Raw genomic sequence first — 19,768 nt, 5'->3', positions numbered from 1 at the left:
GTTTTGTGCAAAAACTGTACTCTGTTGCCAAAAGTACGGCCAGCTTGCTCACATTCCCAAGGTTAAGCGGGATTTAAGGTATTGTGGAATGGCTTTGAAATAGTGTGATGCAGTGGTTAATGCCATGAAAAATGTAACTGGACTGGTTTTCTGGCTTGCAGATAATAAGCTTTAATAGCTTTTCCAAGTTGCCGTTGTGGTTAATAAGTACGCCCAGTTTTACTCTATTAAGTACAGGTTGAGTGTCAATAATTCTGGATGTTAATAGAATATCCTGATGCGATATCCATGGGGAAAAAGATGTTATGTCTGGACTTTGAAAGAGTATCACTTGTTGTACCATGGGTTTGATATTTAATGCGATGGCTAGAGTCTTGTCATATTTAGTGAGTGCTTGGAAATTATGGCGTATCGGCTTGTTGAGTCCGGCGTAATACGCTTCAGCCGTTTCTAAAAGTTTTGTTATAGAATAATGATACTCTCCACGGAGAAATATAGGTTGCGCACACGACAGTAATAATAGGATGGATTTGAATCTCTTCCTGTTTGTTTTTGATGATTCGCAAATTGATAGTGCGCATAACCCATGGCAGTAACCTATTTCCATGTGTTCGCTTCTTGGTGTAGAGAAGTCAAGTAAGGAGACGTTTTCTATGTTATCTAATAATAATGCTAGGGAATATTTATAGTGTTCATGATGAAAATCTGCAAGAGTATGAAATGCTGCTTTCAATTGTGGCGCTGGGCTGATTTTCTTGTTGTTAACATATCTGTATGTATATATTGCTATTTTGAGTTCGCTTAATATCTCAATGATCCGGTAATTTAACTGTGTTTTATTGTGCGATCCTGGATTTTTAATAAAGTCGTCAAGTCGCTTGCTTCCACTGCTGGGTAGTTGGTACTGCTTATGATGGTAGTCGACGGCAATTGTATTGCCGGGTACAGGGGAGTCTTCATGATAAGGTATGTAAGCTTCTTTTATAAGGCTTTGTTGGAGCAATAACGTCGTAGTGAGTGGTCTTATGTTAAGCATTGATCGATATGAAAATGTAAGGTTTTATACCCTGACAAGCAAATGATTGATGTTCATGTTGCATGAATATCTAGACTACCATTTTTGGGGGGTGTTCAAATAGGCACCCTGAAAATACGTATGAAGCTACCAATAGTTAGTCAATCTACTCAATTTGATCATTTTTTGATGCCTCTTCTTTACAAGGGATTGTTATCGGCTCAGATACCGCATCCCATCCTCAATACCCTTGACCGTTAAGGGGTACATCTCGTTATTGACCAGTTCACGGATGATAGTGGTTGACGAGGTATACTCCCACGCGTGCTCGGGGTAGGGGTTAAGCCAGGCAATTTTGCGGAATTTCTCCATAAATCGCAACATCCAGGTGGAGCCGGGTTCATCATTCCAGTGCTCAATACTGCCGCCAGGGTGCGTCACTTCATAAGGGGCCATGGCGGCGTCACCGACAAAAATCACCTTATAATCACTGCCATATTTGTGCAGGATGTCCAGGGTCTGGATACGCTCGGAATCCCGCCGGTAGTTATCTTTCCAGACGGATTCATAAATAAAGTTATGAAAGTAAAAGAATTCGAGATGCTTGAACTCCGTTCGAATGGCTGAGAAGAGTTCTTCGCACACTTTAACGTGGGCATCCATGGTGCCGCCAATATCCATGAACAGCAGGACTTTCACGTTGTTGTGGCGTTCAGGCACCATCTTGATGTCCAGCATGCCGCCGGACTGGGCCGTGGAACGAATGGTGTCGTCCAGATCCAGTTCCTCGGTGGCGCCTTCCCGGGCAAACTTACGCAGTCGTCTGAGTGCCATCTTGATGTTGCGGGTGCCCAGTTCGACACTGTCGTCCAGGTTGCGGTATTCCCGTTTATCCCAGACTTTCGCTGCACTCTGGTTGCGGCCGCCATCCTGACCTATCCGGATCCCTTCAGGGTTGTAGCCATAGGCGCCGAACGGTGAGGTGCCACCGGTACCGATCCAGCGATTGCCGCCCTGGTGGCGCTCTTTCTGCTCCTCCAGGCGGTTGCGGAATTCTTCCAGCAGTTTTTCAAGACTGCCGAGGCTGTTGATCTTGGCTTTTTCTTCGTCGGTCAGGTATTTCTCGAATTCCTTGCGTAACCAGTCTTCTGGAATCAAGGCATCCAGCAGGTTGTCCAGATCTTCCAGACCTTCGAAATAGGCGGAAAAGGCCCGGTCGAACTTGTCAAAGTGACGTTCATCTTTCACCAGTACCGCACGGCTGAGATGATAAAAGTCGTCTATATTGGCGAACGCAAGATGTGACTTAAGTGCAGCAATAAGATCCAGGTATTCCCGGATGCTGACAGGCACCCGAAAGGTGCGCAGGGTATCGAAAAACGTCAGAAGCATGGTTTTTATCGTCCCGCTCGGCGCGCCATGAATGCCAGTTTTTCCAGCAGCTGGACATCCTGTTCATTCTTGACCAGCGCGCCGCAGAGTGGCGGAATCGCTTTGCTGGGATCCCGTTGTTGCAGCAGGTCAGCCGGGACCTCATCGGCTAGCAGCAGCTTCAGCCAGTCAATCAGTTCTGATGTAGAGGGCTTTTTCTTTAATCCGGGTACTTTTCGAACATCAAAGAATACTTCAAGCGCCTCCTTCACCAGCTCCTGGCTGATATCTGGAAAGTGGACATCCACTATCGCTTTCATGGTGTCCTGGTCCGGGAAGCTGATGTAATGGAAAAAGCAGCGGCGCAGGAAGGCATCCGGCAGTTCTTTCTCATTGTTACTGGTGATGATGACAATCGGACGCTGTTTCGCCTTGATCAGTTGGCGGGTTTCGTAGACATAGAATTCCATTTTGTCGATCTCCTGGAGCAGATCGTTCGGAAATTCAATGTCGGCCTTATCGATCTCGTCAATCAGCAGCACCACCTGTTCATCGGCGGTGAACGCTTCCCAGAGCTTGCCTTTGACGATGTAGTTGTTGATATCGTGAACCTTGTCATCGCCGAGTTGGGAGTCGCGCAGGCGGGATACCGCATCATAGTCGTACAAACCCTGCTGCGCGCGGGTGGTGGACTTGATGTTCCACTGGATCAGCGGTTTTCCCAGGGACTGCGCCACCTGTTCCGCCAGCATGGTCTTGCCCGTACCCGGTTCTCCTTTCACCAGCAACGGACGCTGCAGGGTAACGGCGGCGTTGACAGCCATGCGCAATTCATCGGTGGCGATATACTGGTCAGTGCTCTTGAATGTCATGTGCTTTCCGTCGTTTCGGCCTTCCGGGCCTTGCGTTGAACGCTTGTTATTGGTGTATCTGGCGCTACTTTAAACAAGCGTTTGATTCTTGGCAATTGGCGGAAGGTGTCTGGAGGTGATGCGTTGTCAGTGTCAGGATAGGCGTTTGCTTCGTGACTGGGGATGGTTTTTGATGTCTCGTGTTGTGGTTGGCGCGGGGAAGTCGGGCGGATCGGTGTCCGTTTTTCGCCGCATCGACAAGGCAATCCTGCCTTGCGATGCTACCGCGGCATCCCTGCCGCTGCTGCAAACGGACACCGACCCGCCCGACAATGGCATTGTCGCGATATCACGTTCATTCCTTGTGGCAGCGTGCTTCCATATGCATTTCAGTTATTTGTAAATTATTTTTTCATCGTTCAAATGCATACGGTGTTTCCCTATAGTGGTGCATCACTTCAGTGGTTTTTGTTATCAACGTCTACCAGAAAGGATCTCGCTAATGTCCCGGATTTATGATGATAACTCCCTCTCAATCGGTCATACGCCGCTGGTGAAACTGAACCGTATCGGCAAGGGCTATGAGGTTTACGCCAAGATTGAATCCCGTAACCCTGCCGGCAGTGTGAAATGCCGGATCGGTGCCAGCATGATCTGGGATGCGGAACAGTCCGGCCGCCTGAAGCCCGGTATGGAACTGGTGGAACCGACCAGTGGTAACACCGGTATCGCACTGGCATTTGTCGCGTCGGCCCGTGGTATTCCGTTGACCCTGACCATGCCGTCTTCCATGAGTCTGGAGCGTCGAAAGATACTCAAGGCACTGGGCGCGAAACTGGTGTTGACCGAGCCTGCGAAAGGCATGAATGGCGCCATTGCCAAGGCGAAAGAGATCGCTGAGAGCGATCCGGACCGTTACCTGCTCCTTCAGCAATTTGAAAATCCCGCCAACCCAAGCATCCATGAAAAGACGACAGGTCCTGAAATCTGGGAAGATACTGACGGCGGTATTGATATTCTGGTGGCAGGTGTGGGCACTGGCGGTACCATCACCGGCGTTTCCCGCTTTATCAAACAGGAAAAGGGCAAGGCGATCACGAGTATCGCCGTTGAACCGGTTGCCTCTCCGGTGATCAGCCAGACGCTGGCCGGAGAGGAAGTGAAACCCGCTCCTCACAAGATTCAGGGTATTGGGGCCGGTTTTGTACCAAAGAACTTGGATCTTTCACTTGTTGATAGCGTAGAGCAGGTCACCAATGAAGAAGCGATGGAAGCTGCGCATCGCCTGATGAAGGAAGAGGGCATTCTGTGCGGAATCTCCTGCGGCGCGGCACTGGCTGCAGCATTGCGTGTTGCGGCGCGTCAGGAAAATGAAGGCAAGAAGATTGTTGTTATTCTGCCCGATTCTGGTGAACGTTACCTGTCATCCCCGTTGTTTGAGGGCATGTTTACTGAACTCGAAAACGTTCAGTGATGTTTTTATTAAGCAGCTGCCTGTAAGGGCAGTTGCTTAATCTGGCCAATATTCTATGGCTTCAGTCATCTGGTGTTTTATCTGCTCGGTAACAGCAAGTCTTGCTATGAATTGTTCAATTTCAGCAGAATCAACAATCCCTTCATAGTTTTCGCAGAAGTTATCACGAGGTAGCTTTGATAGACTATCAATTGACTGGGCAAAGCAAAGTAATGTCTGAATAAGTCGGCATTGTTTTTCAATAGCATCATATGAGTGTTGCATGTCCAGAGGCACAGAAACGAAATCGATCGCTTCATACGCCTTAAGAAATTCGTTGTATATTGCATCAAGCATATCTTTGTCAGGGATGAGCGCTTGGTAGCGCTCTTCCATACATGTCATTCGGTAGGTTTCACTTTTAGCCAAATACTCAACATGGTGTGCCATCGCAGTAAGTGCATGCTCATGGAGTTTTGCTTTTTTAAAAATACAGAACATATTATAGAGCAATTCAGGTTCCTGAGTCTGTTGTTGCTCCGCTGTACGATAGACTAGATATATATCTTCTAAATATATTTCAAGGATTGGTAGCAAACGATCCGCATGCTCTTCCAAAATCAAATCATCTGTAGTTGTAAGTGTTTCCGTACATTCACCTCGTAGTAAAAAGGCAGGTGGCGTTGTCTTTTCAAGATTCCGTATATGCGATTCTTCATGGTCTTGCTCATACGTAGATTTTTTTCTAGTGATTGAGATTATGCGCTCTATTGATAGTTGATAAGTGTGAATAGTGCTAATGTACATAATAATGAGGCGTGTAGTTTTATTTCTTGTGTTTCCAGTTTGTGCTGCGGCATGAAAGATTTTTAAAATTTTCAGTGTGTGAGTTAGATCTGTCATTATATCTTGAAGGGCTTTGTAAATATCAAGTGTGTACTCTTTTATTGTTTTTTTGCCTAGGTTACTGTCGGGTTTAATGAGCTGAATGATCTCTATAGTATCCCGTAATGTTACGGCTGACCGTTCTAAATCGCTGATTCGCTCATCCTGATCAGGTAGGGTACTTGTCGTTAAACCAGCGCTCAGGAGTGTTATGTTCGACGTTACTTTTTCAGCTTGTATATTTATGTCTTCTATTAGTTTTTTAACTTGATCTTGATAATATTCTGAGATTCTTTTTTTTGCCTCTGCTGCTTGCTTTTTCATTACTGGTGGTACTTCTCTCGAAGACTCTTCCCCTAGCCAGTTTTCCAGTCTGGGATCTGGAGCAGGAAGTCGGGCTAAGGTTTTGAATCTAATATAGGTTTCATTCATGTTTTGATAATGGATTGCATTAAGGTGCTCGATGGAGCTATTTACTACTGTGGGTAAATCCTTGTATTTCTCAAGCAGTAATTGTTCTATGTCTTGGCACAGTTGGGCAATGAACGTATTGGGTGGATAATAGATTCCTCCGCTGGTAATGACATCTGAACAATAATCATTGTTTTGTCTTGTTTTTTGGATATGAATATTCATCATATCTAAAGCACAGACAAAATTACCCAGTACGTGATGACCAATAGTCATTTTATAAAATAGATCTACATAGTTACGAATTGTACTCTCGCTCTCAGAAATTACACGCCAAAAAACTTTTTCATATTGGCTCAGTGTTATGTTTAGTTCTTGACAGGTTTCGTGCATGTTTAAACCGCTGAAATCTTCAGGGTTAGCTAACCAGTTGAAAAGTTCTTGATACAGAGTTATGAAGTTTTTCTGCCTTCTTATGTCTGTCTGCATTTTTTTTAGCCAATCTGTATGTGTTTTATATTTGGTAGACGTTATTGATGCTGACAGTGTTCGGTCAAGAGTGATTAAATGGGCGCCGATCATGATTTGATAGCTGTATGCTGTACTAGTGATATTGCACCATATTTTACGGGAATAAATTTTTCTGACTGATAGTTTTGATTGTAAATAGGGTAATAATTGAAATAGGGTCTCATATGTTTTTAATATACAGTGATTGAGCTTTTCTGCTGATATAGTGAGTGCTCTTGATTGCTCAGAACAATGAATATGGCAAAATAATACTGTACATTTTTCTGTGTGTGCAGCTACATTTTTCAGCGTTTTCGCAAGATTTATATCGCTTGCAGCCATGGACAATATTCTCGCCTTGCCATCACGATCCTCCTTAATTAGAGATTGTAAATAAGCAAGATCTCTATCTACTTCAGTGCAATACGTGTCCACCAACTTCAAGGCTTGTACGGTATCCATGTGCTGTTTTCTTGCAATAGGCCGTATTCTTTCAGGAAGTAAGGCAAACGTTTCTTCCATATCTTCATTTCTGTGCCGTGGACTTTCCTGAACATGCGCTATAGCTGTTGCTGCTTGACCTGATGCATGTTCTGTATCGGGTCTAGTTTGTTCAGATGTTAATAGATCAGCTTCAGTGTGTTCTGAATCAGACAGGCTAGTTAATCGTAAGCCTTTTACCATTTCAGTCGTTTCTTCGAGTATACTTGCCGCTTGTAATTCGACCCTTGACGGAGCCATACCAGTGAGAAACGTTTCTGTAGTTGTTGGTGTATCAGCCTCTTCTAATTTAACTGTTGCGCTATCATATCCCGCGCCTTCTTGTGATACTGCAGATTGCATATGAGATGGTGCTGTATCTTCTGTATCGCTCCTTATCTTTCCAGTGTCTGATAAATCACCTGTTTCTGCAGAGCGCGCGCGATCTATGTTTACTTCCGTTTGAGTGCTTTGTTGCAAACTTGTATGAGCTTGTCTTTGAGAGGAAGAGCTTGTTGAATCCGGTGTCTGTGTTGTCCTTTCGTATGTGTTTTTATCGGTTTGAGTATATACAACATCTCTGACAATTTCTGTTGTTTTTGTATTCGTATATGTCTTTCGTGGTGCTTCGGTTTGTATAGCAATGTCTACAGGTGTTGCTTTTATTACTGGTTCAGTTTGACTCTCAATGGTTCTATGTTTTCTAAATACTGTTTCATTGGTTTGTGTGTGGTGGTTATCTGACTTCTTGTATTTAGCATGCCCAATATCTACTTGAATCGATCTGGAAACAAGTTCAAGCGTTTGAGCTTCCCTTTGCTCTACTTGTTCACTATACGTTGAGAGCATAGTAGCCATATCAACATTTTTTACGACTCTGCAGGTCTCCGTAAAAACAATTCCATGTTGTTTTAGGTAGTCCAGTGTGTTCGGTGGAATTAGATTGGGATGCCTTATACAGTGTAAGAGGTGATCTATAATGCTAATGTGTTCAGTGCTTAAAATCCGAAAACCTGGTAGTGATTTATTAATACCCTGCAAGCTTTCAAGTATGGCTATATGTTGAATTCGAAGTTTTTCAATCATATGCTGTTTGCTGAGGTTTTGAATGACATCATTCGCAAATTCCGTGATACTGATTACAGGTAGACTGAAAAGATAGGGGGCGTTTCGGCTTGCCAAGCTGCAGAATATCATCGGGTTTTGTTGCTGATATGGAAATCCTGTATTGGTGGAATGAGGTAAATGCATGTCTGTTAATTGTACATCGATTAAAAAACCTTCTTTTGAATTAATGCTGATATTTGTTGTCAATGCAGGATATGCTGTTTGTTTGCCAGATGGATATACTACTGTTGATAAGTGGGGAGTAAATATTTCATCAGTACCTGTGAAAAGTAATACTAAATAGCTATATATGTCTTTAGCATGAAACTCGACACTTGACGTTTTCAACTCAATGGATTTTTTTTCTGCTACTTCACTTAATATTGTATGTAGGTGCCACAAAGGCTGAAACTCTATTTGAAAAATATCAGGCGTATCATGTTCAAGTCTGCATGCAAGAGCGGTATAGCCACTGATTGCTATATCTCCCATATTTTGATGGGAAAGGTAGTAGTTTAATGCCATCTTTATATAGGTAATAATTTCTTCTTTTAATTTCTCCTTGTCTATACGACGTGTTGCTCTATAGTGAGCAAAGCTCATAGGGCCTTGAATCAGTTTTCCTGAAGCTAATGTGTATTGAGTGATTGGAAGATTTGTTGTCTGTGTTACAGCTGGGTAGTTTGCTGCACCAAAACCTATATGCCCCCCTGGTTGCATCACTTTGTACCTTTATAAACGTATATGTTAAACAGGTATTATTTATCTAATCACGTAAGAAGCCTATGACATTTATGTTTAGGTATCTGACGAATGCAAGTAATGAGTGGCTCGGAATATTAACCTTACATTATCATGTGTTTTTATGGGCAGGCTATGTTCTGCATGAAATTATTAATTGTAAATTTAAAGGTCCTTGCTAGAGGACCTGTCGCGTTTAGACGATAACGTGTAGCACTTCTCCGTTTTTGAAAACGGCCATTTCACCCGCTTTCATACGGTGCCATTGTTCATTATTTGTCAATGGCTCTGTCGCGATAACAGAGACAATATCTTTAGGAGTAGTTTCCTGTCTGAAATCCACCGTAACATCAGCATCTTTCAATTCTGCGGTGGTAAATGGCGCTTTTCGGGTAATCCAGCAGAGTTTTGTGCTGCAGTAACAGCCCAGTACGCGAGAGTCGCTCAGCAGCATGTTGTAGACTCCAAATTCCCGTAACTGCTCGCAGCACTGATGAATGAAACGCCATAGTGTGGTTTTGCGCTGGGGAGAGGCGGGAAAACGCTCTCGAATTTGGTCCATCAGCCAGCAGAATGCATGCTCACTGTCTGTTGTTCCCACAGGCAAATAATGCTTCAACGTTTTTTTCCGAATGCTCGGTAATTGACCGTTGTGGGCAAAAGTCCAGTAACGCCCCCACAATTCCCTCATAAATGGATGTGTATTTTCCAGGCATACACGACCGGCATTCGCTTGTCGGATATGGCTGATAACGATGTGACTCTTAATCGGGTAATTCTGTACGAGGTTGGCGATTTCTGAGTCACAGCTGGGATTGGGATCCCTAAATTCACGAACGCCCTTTCCCTCATAAAAAGCGATACCCCAGCCATCGCGATGGGGGCCGGTACGACCACCCCGCTGCATCAGGCCCGTGAAGCTGAAACAAATATCGGTTGGCACATTGGCGCTCATGCCAAGCAGTTCACACATGATGGTTTATCCGTACTTCGGTACTTCTTGTCTATGTGCTGCAGATCAGCCGGCAGCACATGGCATCTGACGTCATGACATCACAGCGCAGGTTCCTTGCGGATCCTGCTGGTATTCTTCGGTTGCTCTGTATTGCTATCGGTTTTGGGCGTTTTGATGAACAAGCCCGTCAGTGCTGCCAGTAGTGTGGCAACCAGCAGTGAGACAAATATGACGGGTGTTGTGCGCAGCATGGCTTCCGGCCCATGAGAGAGTCCATCGAAGAGACAGACCAGCAGGGCAGGCCCAAGGAAACCCATGCCCGGGTTTGAGATGGCGGGTGTAAGAATCGCAAACGCGGCAATCAGGCGGAGAAAGCGCCGAGGAAAGCCTTGTCCGAAGGGACGTGTCATGCGCCACCAGACAGCCAGGCAACCCAGGGCACCAACCAGGTAGACGGCCCAGGCGATAATGTATTGATGAGTAGTCATTCCTTGTCGCGTATCCTGCTAAAACGCTAAGTTTACTGGCGGTAACCTATTGTTGGAAGCCGCCAGGTTGATTTGAGCAATTGAACGACTGGCTTCTGTGACAATATCCTATCTTTTTAGAGATTGTTTTTTACCCAGAAGAACCGTTAACAGGCCACCAATGATCACAAGGCTCATACCAGCAAGACTCAGCAGGCCGGGTTGGTCTCCCCAGATCAGCCAGCCTAGCAGGCCGGCGAACACTACACTGAAATACGTCAAGGGAGAAACCAGGCTGGCCGGTGCGTAACTGTAGGCTTTGGTATAGAAGAACATCAACAGATAAATAGAAAAACCGACAAAAAACATCAGAGGCCAGTCTCCGATGGCAATGGGTTGCCAGCTATGGGCTGCCAGCGGGACGCTGGTCAGAAATGAAATGAAAAAGTAATAAAAGAGTATACGTTGTGTAGGTTCTGTTTCTGAGAGCCTGCGCGTACCAACCATTGAGATAGCGAGCGTCAGCCCTGATAAAGCCCCAATAAGATGCCATGAGCCAATAGAATCGTTACCCGGCTGCAAGACTAAGATGATACCGATAAAACCGATACCCATGGGTAGCCAATGGCTGCGTGGCACCATGATTCTACTCCAGCAGAGCACGACCAGCGGTACCCAAAGTGGCGCAGCATTCCGTAGCAGGACAGCATCAACCAGCGGCGTATGGGCCAGCGCAAGGTAATAGGTATAGAAACAGCCCCAGCCTGCCAGCCCGCGGATCAGATGCTGACCAATACGTTGTGTCTTGAGACCATTCAGCCCGTGCCTAGCAATCCAGGGCATGCAAACCAGACAGCTGAGCAGGTATTGGAAACAGACAATCTGGGCAACGGAAACGGAACTGGCAAGATGTTTGGTGGCAGCGCCTGCGAGGCTGCCAACCACAGCGGTGGCAAGGCCGAACAATACTCCCAGTGTGGGGTTTTGGGCGTGAGACATTCTTGTTACTTCTTTATCGTCATACCATGTAATGGCTATTGTTCTATGAGAAACGGTCTCAAGGCAACATTATTATCGATTCTTATAAGCTAATATTGGCGTACTCTAACAGGGATGATAATTGATTTATCAAATCTCTGACCGTTCAAGATTTCCACTGGCTGGTTTGTGATGCAAGAATCTTTCGTTTATGAACTAACTCCTGTAATTTGGCTTTGTTAACAATGCCTTGAAAACGTTCTCTGTGATCAGGTGTGCCGCGTTTAGATAGAGATTTAATTAATTCTGAAGTGGCGATTAGCTTATCTATACGTTGTTTGATGGTCATTAGTCTTTCATATTCAAGGTCTGTTCGAATTTTTTTAAGTATTTTTGCTTGTGCTTGATCATAATCTTTTTCAATATAGAGTCGGACTGATTCATAGGTTGTTGATAAGATAATTTGTTTTGGTATGTTTGCGAGTTCGCTGAAAAAGGGGAGCTCAGTATGTATGTGATTGATTAAACTATGCAATGTGTACTGTGTGATGTCCGGGTCTTCATAATGCAGAAAAAATACAATTAAAGCATTTTTTATGAATTCTGGAGTATCTTCAAATAAAATATATTCCGGTGGTTTTCTGGTATTGGTTAATGTCTCACTGACTTGCATTACAACAGATGCTAAAGTCTGCTTAAATGTTTCGCTATGTTCTGTTTTTTCACTTTCAGTAATGCCTAATCTTACTATCCTGTTGCCAAGAAAGTTGATCATATGGATAGAAGAGATTTTTAATAAGCTATCTTCTAGTAAAAAGCGCTTTTGTTCCTCTTTGATTGCTGTTTTGTATTTTGTGTGTAGTTCAATTATCCGTTGAGTAGTATTTTCTAATATTTGGATGTTTGTCATCTCATTGATAATTAAGTTATATGCACTTTCACCCTCTGAGCTAAAATATACAAAGTATGAGCATAGTTGGTAATGCGTGCAAACATGGAAAGCATAAAGGCTAAGCGTGCAGTCGGTGAGAGGGGTTAAGCATTCATCGATCATGGTTGCATGGTATGTCTCATAAGGTGTAGGTCGAGTGATTTTAGATAACATGTCAAGCGCTTGTATTATAACCTGGTGGTTGGTATCTATAGCTTCAATCACCTCTTGAGTTACAGTAATAGGTATTGTGCCGCATAAAAAGCAAATAGTCTCCAGGTTTGGTATTTGCTTGTTTTTTATTTTGCATTGTAAGGTTCTTATTTTTTCTTTGATTTGTTTTATGGATGTAGCGAGCTCTTTTTCACTTAACTCGCGTTTCTGTGCTGCTAATTTAGTTATAATTAACCTCGAGTGGGCTCGGTATTGCTCAAAGAGTTTGTTGGTTTTATCTATGTGGTGAACGCTTATATTTGCTCTTAAGTTTGAAGGTGTTAAAGTGTTAGCACTCATGGTTTCGAGGTGTTTGATACAATCACTGAATTTTCTTGCAAATGCATGAGTGTTTTGCGCAGTTAGTGCATCAGTTGAATTGATTATTGCCTCAGGCATACCCATCTCCTCAAGATGAGTTGAGCAATTCAAAATGAAGGTGTCAAGAAATGTTAAAGGTAGTTTATTTTGGTGATTATTCCATGTGTCGTAGTAGTCGCCGTTCTTAATTAGTGCATTAAATAGACTGTTTAATAATGTGAGTGCTTTGTCATAATGTTTTAAATGATTTAATAATTGAACTCTTTGTTGAATGAATTCGGATTCTTTTATTAAGGATTCATTTGTTCTAACTGCTTGCATAAGTCTTTCATGATACGGTGATAAGTTTTTATTAATTAACAGGCAGAAGTTATGATCATGATGAGGGGATAGTTTGGTGAAATGTAAGAGTGTTGCTGTCGTCTTTTTCCAAAGGTCAAATGCATTAGAAATCGTTGGTTCAGGCAGTATGGGCTTATCCTTAAAAGCGGCTGATACTGCCTCACGACCTACAAGTTCAATGATATCGCGATGTTCTAGGGTCATTATGAGTGCATTCTGATATAAATCAATAGCTAGTTTTAGTTGTAATAATCTTTCAGTCAATGGTGACGTCATTTCCATTTGATTCAGGAGTTGCTCACCTGTTGCTAATAGATTTTTGGTTCCGACAAATAAATACTCTATACTTTCTTTTAGTGCTTTTTGAGAATGCGTTAGACAGCCGTGTTCTTGCACACTACCTCTATAAATAACGCAGATTTCCTGAGCTATTCTTGCACAGCCAATAGGGGCAGGGATTGTCTTCAGAGCGGTAGAGCTTTGCGTTAAAAAAGATAAGTTATATTCCCCAGTATCCGTTGTGTACTGTGTTAAATCTGCTTGGGTTATTGCTGATTTCAGCATCCTATTTGCTTTTGAAGCGTCATTCTGTAATTTTTGTTGTTCTTTTTTTTCCACCAGAGATAATGCTTTTAATCCATCTAATACAGATTTGAATTGATCGCGATGCTGTTGTCTTTGAGTGAGTGTTTTCCATAGTTGTACATCTAATAGATCCTTTTCTGGGTTTGCTAGGTTCACCCATTCTTGATACCTCTCGTGCTTGTGCATATGATGTGTTGTGGCAATAGCGAATTTAAGTTTGTTTTCAGCTAAGTAGCATGCTATTTTTGCGAATTTAGTGCTATTGGAAAATAATTGCGTAAAGTGTTGAGTGCTATTAATATTTAATGATTCGTAAATTTCTTTTAATACCTCAATTGGTATAGCTGTGATTCTTTGTTCTTCTCTGAAATTCTCAATGATCCACCTTATTAGTTGCGCAGCGAAGGCAGCAGCATTATTGGTGTTGAGTATTTTGGATATGTGGATCAAAAGCGAAAATAATTCATCGGGTGATTTAGTTTCGAGTAGCCTGTTAAGGTAATTGTTAAGGTAATTGTACGTGGGTAAGTTTGCATAATACCTGTAACACGAATGCCTGCAGTAGTGTTCATGTTTGCCTGTCAAAATAAGGTGAAGCCAGAATAAATCGCCTGGAAAGCTCTTTTCTGTCCAGTTATCGCAATGTTTAAAGGTTTCTGACATTTTATCACACAGCCACTCTGCGTCTTTACAGTTTAAGGGTATATCTTGAAAAATATTCAAATAGCATAATGTTGCGTTGTATAAAATTATAATTCTTTCTTTATTCGCTGAATGAGATTTTTGTATTTCTTGATTTATAGAAGACAGTATTGTGTCAATGAGTTCTCTGTTTTCCTGATTTTCTAATATCCCATGATAGGGGAGCATGTCGCTTGGTAATTCAGCTTCAGGAATCAGTTCTTTAAAATGCTTTGCAATATTATAAAGTCTTTGTATTGCTTGTAGTCTGCATGTTTTTATATGTAGTATTTTTTCGCTGCTTTTTATTCTTCCCCTAAGTTTTTTTAATTCTGAAAAATATAACTCTTTCAGTTTTAATAACGTTATGGTGATCTTTTTTTTGTTGGTTGTCGAGCTTTCTTGCAAGCCCTTGAAGTGTATGTTAAGTATTGTGCTTATTGTCGCTATAGTGTCATAGTTATTGTATAAATTGATTAATTCCTTATAGAGGCTGTCTTCGTCGACTTGCTTGGTCGCTAATACGTTTAGTAACTTTAGTTGTGTTTCAATGAAATCATTAGGTACACTCATGTGGTCTTCAAATGTTTCTTCTACAGCAGTTTCTATAGCTGTTCTTTCTTTTTTATCTACAGCTTCTACAGCTTCTACAGCTTCTACAGCTTCTGCAAGTTCAGGAATCTTAAATTCTGATAGAAGCTGTATGGTTAAATCTTTTGTCGAAATCAAGTCATACTTAGAGCATTCATGGTACCAAGCTGTAATCGCCTCTCTAAGATAATCGGTTTCTGGTAATGTCATCTGTTTTATGCGTTTATATTTTTTGTCCTCTCTCAAAATGTCAGCTTGTAGTATGAATTCAGCCCGTTTAAAGCAATGATTGAATACGGAAATGGTTACTGCTATCTCGCGAGTATCCAATCTTGGATGTTCTGTTGTCAATTGCTTGATGAGGTTTTCAAGGCAGGTTTTGGTCTCATCCGCGTGTTTTTGCAACTGAATAAGGTGTGAGTCCCACTTCTTATTACGACCTGATGTAAATCCATCGTGGCAACGTTGGAATAGGATATCCGTTATTATTTCATCACTTTTCAGTGTACTTATTAGCGAATCTTTTTCATGGGGTGATTGGTTGTGCCAACCTTGAATTGTCATGTTTTTTATGGTTTCTAAGGCTTCAGTCAGTTTTTTAAATAGTGTATCAACACTTTCTTTCTTCTTAGTTTTTTCTTTAACTGATAGTGGGGCTGTTGCAGCTTGCTCCTGTAATTCGAAATGCTCAACTTGACTGCTTATGCCACTATGTGTTGTGTCCTGACTGTCTTCGGCTTGTTCTGCTAAAGCGGGCGTTTCTTTTTGTTTCTCTTCTGGTGACTGTGTTATTTGCTTCAGTTCTTTTCTTTTTTCTTCTCTGGCTTTTCGTTTGGCAATTGCTTTCGTTTTTTTTCGTTCGACTTCAAGTTGGCGTCTTGCTTTTTTTGATGTGGTACTTTGAACAGAAACGGTGGGAGCGGATGCTTTTACTTCACTTTTCTGTTTAGGTTGTTCTGCATCAGAAGGGACAGGTTTAGTCGTGTGGTGTGTTGGGTGCTCTTCTTCTTTTTGCAGTTTAACTATATCTGTAGTGTCTGGCTTTGGTGTTGGAGAAAACCTACCTGTTACAGCCATCGTTCCACTAGTTTTCTTGTGCACACAGGCTCTATTGATCAGGTCTGCATCTCCTTCTGTGAAGAGGAACCGATTCTCTCTCATGCTGCGTTGTAATAATGTTAGCCGCTGTCGGAACTTTTCATCAATGGTTTCCCCCGCTGAAGCGTATAAAATTGCGTCTGCATGATTCTTTATAAAATAAGAGAGTGGAGGTATCTTAACGGATAGTGCAGAATTACCTATAACACAGTCATGTATTTCTGCTGATTCTAAATGCCATAGCGCAGGATTAGTCCAGCTTAAATCAATACGAAGTAATAAGCTTTGTGCTTGAACTATTTCTATTTCTGTATTGATAATGTGAGGTTTTGTTGAAACTATAGACATCCACTTGATGCTGGAATTATGTTGTTCGAACAGATCTGTAGCTTGTACATCTTTTGTTTCTTGCAGAGAATATTCGAATTTAATGTGGTCTTTATGTTTGCCCATTTTTTTTCGAAACTCTTGTTCGAGCTCTTTAAAAAATAATAGTTCACCTTTTGCTGATTCTTTTGATTGGAATGGATCGTAAAGATCTATGTCGCTTCTTAGTCTTGAAGGAAAACACATAGGGTTTTCATCCTTAACTCTTTGGTATTCTTCTGCAAATATTTCACGAAAATGTTGATTCAGTGCTTGGCTGCCTACAAGAATGGGGCGTTGACTTTCCTCTAAATTATTTATGAAGTTGCAAAATGTCGATTCAAGATGGCTGCGGATTATTTGTGCAGTGAGGTCCTTTGCATTCGGAAAACTTAAATTTAGAGCGGGAAGCCATGCTTTAGCGTATGGATTCAATGTTTGATGTTTTGACTGCTGTATTGGACGCATTGGCTTAACATGATGGATGGGTATCTGAAAAAAATATAGTAATTTCCTGTTTTGAGGTAGAACAAAACGGTTATCCCGTCTGTCGAAAAAATGTCTACGAATCAAATTTGAGCATTGCTCAACAGAATTTGACATCAGTATTAACTAATGAAATACCGATATCTAATCCAGTTGAGCATGTTGATGATTAAAAACAGTTAGAAGGCCTTGGTAAGCCTGCGATCCGTGCTGCTAGTTTTGCAGGACTTTCCGGGAATAGTTTCATCAGGTAAATACTGTGTCCTTTTTCAGGACCCAGCGTATTCGCAATGTGTTTTACAAAGGGACGTTGACTAGGTGAAAGATCATAGGTCCGGTAGAAATCCCGAATCGCATTCAGAACTTCCCAGTGGGCCGGAGTCAAGCTGATGACAGCCTTTTGTGCCAATGCTTCTGCAACCTCAGGGGTCCAGTCATTGAGGTTTTTCAGATAGCCCTCTTTATCTAATGGGATAATCTGTTCGTTGACGATTAGGGTGTTCATCCGTTCAATCAGATCCAGCTCAGGGTTTTTTCATGGATTTCGGTCAATTCGACAAAGCCGTCATAGTCTACCAATGTGACCCATTCAGGCAGGTGGTTGTCCAGTCCTCTAGCCCGCACGTCCGGTAACAGGGCGGTTATGGTGTACTGATTACCTAGCGCCTTAATGGTATTGAAAGACTGGCTTTTGGCGATTAATGAAAAGACACCGTCTTCTATCAATAACAGTGTATCGCCAGGTACCAGCGCAGACTGGGCAAGACTCAGCGCTGGGCTGCTTTGTGAGGGCTTGTTCACTGTGTGCAGGGTTGTCATCGTTGCTATCGGTTGGCAATTTTCATTAAAAATTAAAGACGCGATCCTGTTGGGTCAGCCAAGTCCCGATCTCCTTGCGAGTGAGGAGCTGAACAGGAATTGTCAGGTCGCTTTCTTGAAGACCACGGTCATACATATCTTCACGGCACAAAAGTACGTTTTCAATCCCGTACATTTCTAACGCCTGTAGCATGGCCCCCGGGTTTTTCTGTGGCAAGCCCTCGGGCTGTTGCCCTTTAATTAGCTGATAAATCCCGTCTCCGAGAAATAGCAGGCTGGTGTCCATATCATAAGACGCTGATACGAGTGCCGTGTCCAAGGCATCCTTTGCGGCTGTTGATCCATAGGGTGGGCGTGTACTGATAATGCAGATCTTGGACATATCAAGCTCCAAACGTTATCAGGCGATCGCAGTGGATAGCGCCATCAACCAGTTGCCCCAAACCGGATACTGAAAATGCAGATGACATGTTGGGATGGGGTTTGTCGTAGCGATCACTTTCCGTTTCATCCAATACACCACGTCGCAGGGCTGCAGAAATACAAACAACCATGTCAATATCATGGTCTTTTGCCAGTGTTTCCCATTCGGCGTATAGATGAGGTTCATCCTGAGGGGGCACCGCAAGTGTGGACGCGGTGTGAACGGCGTCCTGGTATAAAAAGACCCGGTAAATGGTGTGACCACGGTTTATGGCGGCGCGGGCAAAATTCAGTGCGGTCTGACAGGCCTGGCTAGAGTAGGGGGCGCCATAAATGGCCAGTGTGTATTGCATTCCCTGTATCCAGAATCATGATTCGGGCAGTAGAAAAGGATTCTTACCTTTCTACCTGGTGGAGCGGGATGGATTCTATCATAGCCTGATGTGTTTCCTGCACCCACAAAAAAGCCCTGCATTTGCAGGGCTTTTTCACTGAGAACGTTGGTCAATCAATCATCACTGGCACCCAGCAGGTGCAGCAGGGCAGTGAACAGGTTATAGATGTTCAGGTACAGAGACACCGTTGCACGGATGTAGTTGGTCTCTCCACCATGGATGATCCGGCTGGTATCGAACAGGATCAGTCCGGACATCAGCAGAACGATACCGGCAGACAGTGCCAGTTGAGCGGCTGGTGCGTGGAAGAACATCAGGGCAATACCTGCGATGATAGCAACAATCAGGCCAACCATCAGGAAACCACCCAAGAAGGAAAAGTCCTTTCGTGTCGTAAGGACATAACCGGACAGCGCAAAGAAGACCAGGGCCGTACCTGCTAGAGCCTGGAAGATCAGTGAGGGTCCGTTAGACAGTGACAAATAGTGGTTCAGCATCGGGCCGAGCGCTGCGCCCAGAACACCTGTGAAGGCAAAAACCGCTACAAGGCCTTTAGCTGAGTCAGCCGTCTTCTGAACAACAAAGATCAGTCCAAAGCCCACCAGGCTGAGAACCAGAGCCGTCATACGGCTGATTTCCAGCGCCATGGCGATACCGGCCGTCATGGCGCTGAATAAGAGGGTGGCGCCCAGAAGCATGTAGGTGTTCCTCAGAACACTGTTCATACTTGTACTGACGCCCACCTCCCGCTGTGCGTAATTCGTAGGATGCTCGTTCATGATAAAACTCCCTGAGTTATCACTATTGCTTATGTTCTATTGATAAGGATACCGCCGAATAGAACGAATTCAAGAGACAGGCCGTTGACTCTAAAGAATTTTTCAGTATTATTGCCGTCGTCCTGAGCACACAGGGCTCTGCCGGAGGGATGGCTGAGCGGTTGAAAGCACCGGTCTTGAAAACCGGCGTGGGTTAATAGCCCACCCAGGGTTCGAATCCCTGTCNCCGGTTCCACGTATTTCTAACAGAATAGCTGATTTTTGGCCTTTCCTGCTCTCTGTTCTCTGCAAAGCCCCTACTTTTGATTTCGACTAGGGAGTTTGGTTTCTCCTTATATATCAGCAGGTTACGTAATTTCCGAAAGACCTTTGTCAAAACTGTTAGTTTGGTAAGTTTAAGTAACCGAAATGAATAAAAAACCACCAGATCGGTCTATGAAAATAATTTTTACGGACAAGCGGCTATCAGCATAGCGTTGTGCGGTATTTTATGGGTTATAGTACTTATGACTTG

General features: G+C 43.2%; 15 protein-coding genes and 1 tRNA gene. 3 read left to right on the top strand and 13 right to left on the bottom strand.

The genetic code is table 11. The annotated features are described in order from the left end of the window. Positions 1-73 precede the first annotated feature (73 nt). The 3 genes from ABD892_RS02555 to ABD892_RS02545 form a co-directional block, all read right to left on the bottom strand. Positions 74-1,036, bottom strand: coding sequence for a hypothetical protein (locus ABD892_RS02555; protein ID WP_345193525.1), 963 nt, complete (start codon positions 1,034-1,036; stop codon positions 74-76). A 192-nt stretch (positions 1,037-1,228) separates the two neighbouring features. Further along, positions 1,229-2,407, bottom strand: a complete 1,179-nt coding sequence (locus ABD892_RS02550; protein WP_345193522.1) for a vWA domain-containing protein — start codon at positions 2,405-2,407, stop codon at positions 1,229-1,231. Between the two features lie 5 nt (positions 2,408-2,412). Beyond that, positions 2,413-3,258 (bottom strand): AAA family ATPase, encoded by an 846-nt coding sequence (locus ABD892_RS02545; protein ID WP_345193520.1) that lies wholly within the window; start codon positions 3,256-3,258, stop codon positions 2,413-2,415. A gap of 145 nt (positions 3,259-3,403) precedes the next feature. On the opposite strand from ABD892_RS02545, the gene ABD892_RS02540 reads away from it, so the two are divergent. Together ABD892_RS02540 and cysK are read left to right on the top strand one after the other, a co-directional pair. After that, complete coding sequence (locus ABD892_RS02540; protein WP_345193518.1) at positions 3,404-3,640, top strand: hypothetical protein; 237 nt, start codon at positions 3,404-3,406, stop codon at positions 3,638-3,640. Positions 3,641-3,739: 99 nt separating this feature from the next. Next, entirely contained in the window at positions 3,740-4,711 is a 972-nt protein-coding gene (gene cysK, locus ABD892_RS02535; RefSeq protein ID WP_345193516.1) for a cysteine synthase A, read from the top strand. Between the two features lie 36 nt (positions 4,712-4,747). On the opposite strand, the gene ABD892_RS02530 is transcribed toward cysK, so the two are convergent. The 10 genes from ABD892_RS02530 to ABD892_RS02485 all read right to left on the bottom strand — a co-directional run bounded on the left by ABD892_RS02530 (position 4,748) and on the right by ABD892_RS02485 (position 19,254). Next, positions 4,748-8,803, bottom strand: a complete 4,056-nt coding sequence (locus ABD892_RS02530) for a hypothetical protein (RefSeq protein ID WP_345193514.1) — start codon at positions 8,801-8,803, stop codon at positions 4,748-4,750. A gap of 217 nt (positions 8,804-9,020) precedes the next feature. Continuing rightward, complete coding sequence (locus ABD892_RS02525; protein WP_345193512.1) at positions 9,021-9,797, bottom strand: class II glutamine amidotransferase; 777 nt, start codon at positions 9,795-9,797, stop codon at positions 9,021-9,023. Between the two features lie 80 nt (positions 9,798-9,877). Further along, on the bottom strand, positions 9,878-10,267 hold the full coding sequence (locus ABD892_RS02520; protein ID WP_345193510.1) for a hypothetical protein: 390 nt from the start codon (positions 10,265-10,267) through the stop codon (positions 9,878-9,880). A gap of 108 nt (positions 10,268-10,375) precedes the next feature. Further along, positions 10,376-11,245, bottom strand: a complete 870-nt coding sequence (locus ABD892_RS02515; protein WP_345193507.1) for a DMT family transporter — start codon at positions 11,243-11,245, stop codon at positions 10,376-10,378. Between the two features lie 145 nt (positions 11,246-11,390). Next, positions 11,391-16,820 carry a cell envelope integrity TolA family protein gene (locus ABD892_RS02510; RefSeq protein ID WP_345193505.1) on the bottom strand — a complete coding sequence of 1,810 codons (5,430 nt, stop codon included), beginning with the start codon at positions 16,818-16,820 and terminating at the stop codon, positions 11,391-11,393. A 187-nt stretch (positions 16,821-17,007) separates the two neighbouring features. Next, positions 17,008-17,343: a TusE/DsrC/DsvC family sulfur relay protein gene (locus tag ABD892_RS02505; RefSeq protein WP_345193503.1), complete on the bottom strand. Its 336-nt coding sequence runs from the start codon at positions 17,341-17,343 to the stop codon at positions 17,008-17,010. An 8-nt stretch (positions 17,344-17,351) separates the two neighbouring features. Then, the gene (gene tusB / locus ABD892_RS02500; RefSeq protein WP_345193499.1) at positions 17,352-17,657 is read right to left on the bottom strand and encodes a sulfurtransferase complex subunit TusB; all 306 of its coding nucleotides are present in this window, start codon (positions 17,655-17,657) and stop codon (positions 17,352-17,354) included. Between the two features lie 25 nt (positions 17,658-17,682). After that, positions 17,683-18,039, bottom strand: coding sequence for a sulfurtransferase complex subunit TusC (tusC, locus tag ABD892_RS02495; protein ID WP_345193497.1), 357 nt, complete (start codon positions 18,037-18,039; stop codon positions 17,683-17,685). 1 nt (position 18,040) lies between these two features. After that, a complete protein-coding gene (gene tusD, locus ABD892_RS02490; RefSeq protein WP_345193495.1) occupies positions 18,041-18,433 on the bottom strand; it encodes a sulfurtransferase complex subunit TusD in 393 nt (130 codons plus the stop codon). 155 nt (positions 18,434-18,588) lie between these two features. Beyond that, positions 18,589-19,254, bottom strand: a complete 666-nt coding sequence (locus ABD892_RS02485; protein WP_345193493.1) for a Bax inhibitor-1/YccA family protein — start codon at positions 19,252-19,254, stop codon at positions 18,589-18,591. Positions 19,255-19,394: 140 nt separating this feature from the next. On the opposite strand from ABD892_RS02485, the gene ABD892_RS02480 reads away from it, so the two are divergent. Beyond that, positions 19,395-19,489, top strand: a tRNA-Ser gene (locus ABD892_RS02480). Positions 19,490-19,768 lie beyond the last annotated feature (279 nt).

This window comes from Kistimonas scapharcae (assembly GCF_039540975.1).
In the GTDB taxonomy this organism is placed as follows: domain Bacteria; phylum Pseudomonadota; class Gammaproteobacteria; order Pseudomonadales; family Endozoicomonadaceae; genus Kistimonas; species Kistimonas scapharcae.
The sequence above is the reverse complement of the archived record's forward strand: the minus strand, read 5'-3'. Positions and strand labels throughout refer to the sequence as shown.

Excerpts from the sequence above, each read along its gene's own strand:
- ABD892_RS02555 (WP_345193525.1), bottom strand. The coding sequence starts at position 1,036 with ATGCTTAACATAAGACCACTCACTACGACGTTATTGCTCCAACAAAGC.
- ABD892_RS02550 (WP_345193522.1), bottom strand. The coding sequence starts at position 2,407 with ATGCTTCTGACGTTTTTCGATACCCTGCGCACCTTTCGGGTGCCTGTC.
- ABD892_RS02545 (WP_345193520.1), bottom strand. The coding sequence starts at position 3,258 with ATGACATTCAAGAGCACTGACCAGTATATCGCCACCGATGAATTGCGC.
- cysK (WP_345193516.1), top strand. The coding sequence starts at position 3,740 with ATGTCCCGGATTTATGATGATAACTCCCTCTCAATCGGTCATACGCCG.
- ABD892_RS02530 (WP_345193514.1), bottom strand. The coding sequence starts at position 8,803 with ATGCAACCAGGGGGGCATATAGGTTTTGGTGCAGCAAACTACCCAGCT.
- ABD892_RS02525 (WP_345193512.1), bottom strand. The coding sequence starts at position 9,797 with ATGTGTGAACTGCTTGGCATGAGCGCCAATGTGCCAACCGATATTTGT.
- ABD892_RS02520 (WP_345193510.1), bottom strand. The coding sequence starts at position 10,267 with ATGACTACTCATCAATACATTATCGCCTGGGCCGTCTACCTGGTTGGT.
- ABD892_RS02515 (WP_345193507.1), bottom strand. The coding sequence starts at position 11,245 with ATGTCTCACGCCCAAAACCCCACACTGGGAGTATTGTTCGGCCTTGCC.
- ABD892_RS02510 (WP_345193505.1), bottom strand. The coding sequence starts at position 16,820 with ATGCGTCCAATACAGCAGTCAAAACATCAAACATTGAATCCATACGCT.
- ABD892_RS02505 (WP_345193503.1), bottom strand. The coding sequence starts at position 17,343 with ATGAACACCCTAATCGTCAACGAACAGATTATCCCATTAGATAAAGAG.
- tusB (WP_345193499.1), bottom strand. The coding sequence starts at position 17,657 with ATGACAACCCTGCACACAGTGAACAAGCCCTCACAAAGCAGCCCAGCG.
- tusC (WP_345193497.1), bottom strand. The coding sequence starts at position 18,039 with ATGTCCAAGATCTGCATTATCAGTACACGCCCACCCTATGGATCAACA.
- tusD (WP_345193495.1), bottom strand. The coding sequence starts at position 18,433 with ATGCAATACACACTGGCCATTTATGGCGCCCCCTACTCTAGCCAGGCC.
- ABD892_RS02485 (WP_345193493.1), bottom strand. The coding sequence starts at position 19,254 with ATGAACGAGCATCCTACGAATTACGCACAGCGGGAGGTGGGCGTCAGT.